Raw genomic sequence first — 2,964 nt, 5'->3', positions numbered from 1 at the left:
AATAAAACAGCGCCGCTTTGGCGTTAATCGGATCAGATTGCGCTTTACGCTTGAGCCACACCGAGGTGATGCTAGAAATTTCAATCGGAGCCGGCATCCAACCCATGGTCACCACAATAAAGCCGATGGCGGCGACAGACCAAATCGAGGGTGCATTGAAGTTGGGTTCAACCGCGACAGGATTCCCCACGGCAATCGTCACTGCCACCAAGGTGGCGCAAGTCAGCGTCGCCATGATCACTTTTGATAAGGTATCCAGCGCTTTGTAATGTCCCGCAATCAAGATGACTAAGCAGGTAGCCACAATAATGCTCGAGAGCACCGTCAGTGAGAGATCAAACGGCACAAAATAGCTGAGCAAGCTGGCACTAAATAAGGTCAAGGCCGCGGTGTTAATCACCCCAGATACGGCACTCAGTGCGACAAACAGCCACAGGTAAGGGCGACCTAAACGCGCATAGCCCTCGACCAAGGTTTCACCGGTTCCCGCAGTATATTGTACGCCTGCTCGAAAAAAGGGGTATTTAAACAAGTTAACGAGCAGGATCAATGCCGCAAGCTGCCAGCCATAAATGGCTCCGGCTTTGGTTGAAGCAACAAGGTGAGAGCCGCCTACAGCTGCCGCGGCCATCATGATTCCTGGCCCCAATGCGCGTAGACGTTGCATCACCGACAAGCTAGGTCCTGTCTGATGCGAAGAGACGGTTTGCATGTGTGTTTCCTTTATTGTGGTTGCGTTGTTGTGTTTGCTTTGTTGTATTTTTTAGCGCTATTGCTTTTGTTTTTTCCATTGAGGCTTATTTTTATCACTTTACCTTCAATAATTTTGTCAATAGCCACCCATGAATATCATATGAGCCAAACGAGTCAACCAATCTTGCCAAATTTGTTAAACGTAGGCGTGATGCCGAGTGTGAATGATAGACACTGACAACGTGACACAAAAAGAGAGGGATAAACATCCGACCATTGTCTGAGGGACAAGACAAAGCCAAAAGGGCCGTTTGCAATGGTCAACAACCACTCAATAAGTGTGATCGAGCGTCAAATTATGCTGGAAATGAGAGCTTAATCACAATAGAATGCTCGCCCAACATGTGCTCTTTGCACAGCGATAGCCAAAGAGTGACTGTGTCGCGATTCGCGGCTGAAGAAAAAGCGTCCAAGGTCGGGCCCACCTTCACCGAACCCGCGGTACGATGTAACGCATGATGGAACCTCTTGCCACCCCGGCAGCGTGTCGTACTCATCCGTACCGCAAGTGCAACACAACGGCAAGGTAATCTATTTATGCAACTTCTCTATAGTGCGGCAGGTCTGGTCGCTCTGTTTCTGTGCGCGTGCGCATTTTCCACCAATCGCAAAGCCATCAACTGGCGAACAGTGCTAGGCGCGTTTGGCTTGCAAGCTGGGTTTGCTGCCCTGGTGCTCTATATTCCCTTTGGTCAAGCCATGCTTGGGGCAATGAGTAATGGCGCGGCTAAACTACTCTCATTTGCCAACGAAGGCATCGAGTTTGTGTTTGGGCCACTGGCGAACGATGGGTTTATTTTCGCTGTTAAAGTACTGCCGTTAATCATTTTTATCAGTGCGCTGATTTCTCTCCTTTATCATCTCGGCATCATGCAGTGGGTTATTAAACTCCTCGGCGGCGGCATACAGCGATTACTCGGCACCAGCCGCGCAGAATCCTTGGTCGCGACCAGCAACATCTTTCTTTCTCAGGGCGAATCTCCTTTGGTAGTTCGCCCTTTTCTTAGCAAAATGACCCGCTCTGAACTCTTCGCCGTTATGGTCGGCGGCATGGCCTCGGTGGCCGGCAGTGTGTTAGGCGGATATGCGGCGATGGGTGTGGATTTGAAATATCTGATTGCTGCCAGCTTTATGGCCGCACCGGGCGGGCTATTGATGGCCAAAATCATCGTCCCTGAGACGGAAACACCGGCGGAGCAAAACCAGGTTGAAATCAGCGATAGCGATCAAGCGAACGCGATTGACGCCTTAGCCAGCGGCGCGATGAACGGTATGAAAGTCGCGGTGGCCGTCGGCACCATGCTAGTGGCCTTTATCAGCGTGATTGCGATGCTAAACGCTGGGCTCGGGAGTATTGGTGAGCTGTTTGAGCTCGAAGGCTTAAGCCTAGAAACCCTGTTCGGCTATTTATTCTCACCCCTAGCATTGCTTACTGGTGTGCCGGTGCACGAAGTGTTTGCCGTCGGCAACCTGTTAGGGCAGAAAATCGCACTCAACGAGTTTGTGGCCTTCTTATCCTTTGCCGATATCAAAGCGAACTTGTCGGTGCAAAGCCAGGTGATTGTGACTTTTGCCTTGTGTGGCTTTGCCAACATTGGCTCAATTGCCATTCAACTGGGCTCTATTGGTGCGATGGTGCCCGAACGCCGCAAAGATGTGGCAAGCTTGGGCGTGCGCGCAGTGATTGCCGCCACCTTTGCCAACCTAATGAGTGCGGCACTGGCGGGTATTTTTATCGCGCTATAATTACTGCGCGGTAAAGAGACTCAGCTAACGTCTCTCAGTTAAAAGCAGGGCGGTTGGCGGCAAGCTAATCGCTTTTTGCTACCAATATCGCCAACCTGATCACGGCTTGAGCGAGCAGACAAAAAGCGGCAAATAAAGGGTTTACAAGCCACAGCGAACCCAATATTATACGCCGCGTTCCGGAGAGATGGCTGAGTGGTTGAAAGCACCGGTCTTGAAAACCGGCCATTGTTAATACACTTCTCGAGTCCAAGATACCTATGTCTCTGCCGACATATCGAAAGGTTTATAGATCGGTCGTCGGCTTTTTTGCGTTTCTCCCCCCCCCCAACCTCCACACCACTACCCACGCCAACATTTTATACCCCTTTGCCACAACCAACTGCCCCACCTCTACACCACTAGCCCACCACAAATCACCCTGTACGCAAACTTCGACTCCACCACCTCACGTGCTGTCACCAA

Annotated in this window: 1 protein-coding gene, 1 tRNA gene and 1 pseudogene; 2 read left to right on the top strand and 1 reads right to left on the bottom strand. The window is 51.0% G+C overall.

Going from position 1 to position 2,964, the window contains the following annotated elements; translation table 11 throughout:
* Positions 1 to 712 (bottom strand): annotated as a pseudogene (locus BGL48_RS11390) (divalent metal cation transporter); the annotation flags it as partial.
* 578 nt (positions 713 to 1,290) lie between these two features.
* Between BGL48_RS11390 and BGL48_RS11385 the strand changes: the two are divergent.
* Complete coding sequence (locus BGL48_RS11385) at positions 1,291 to 2,499, top strand: NupC/NupG family nucleoside CNT transporter (protein WP_069362752.1); 1,209 nt, start codon at positions 1,291 to 1,293, stop codon at positions 2,497 to 2,499.
* A 181-nt stretch (positions 2,500 to 2,680) separates the two neighbouring features.
* A tRNA-Ser gene (locus BGL48_RS16260) sits at positions 2,681 to 2,771 on the top strand.
* The last annotated feature ends 193 nt before the right edge of the window (positions 2,772 to 2,964 follow it).

This window comes from Salinivibrio sp. SS3 (assembly GCF_001722105.1).
In the GTDB taxonomy this organism is placed as follows: Bacteria; Pseudomonadota; Gammaproteobacteria; order Enterobacterales; family Vibrionaceae; genus Salinivibrio; species Salinivibrio kushneri.
This window is presented reverse-complemented; position numbering and strand designations above follow the sequence as displayed.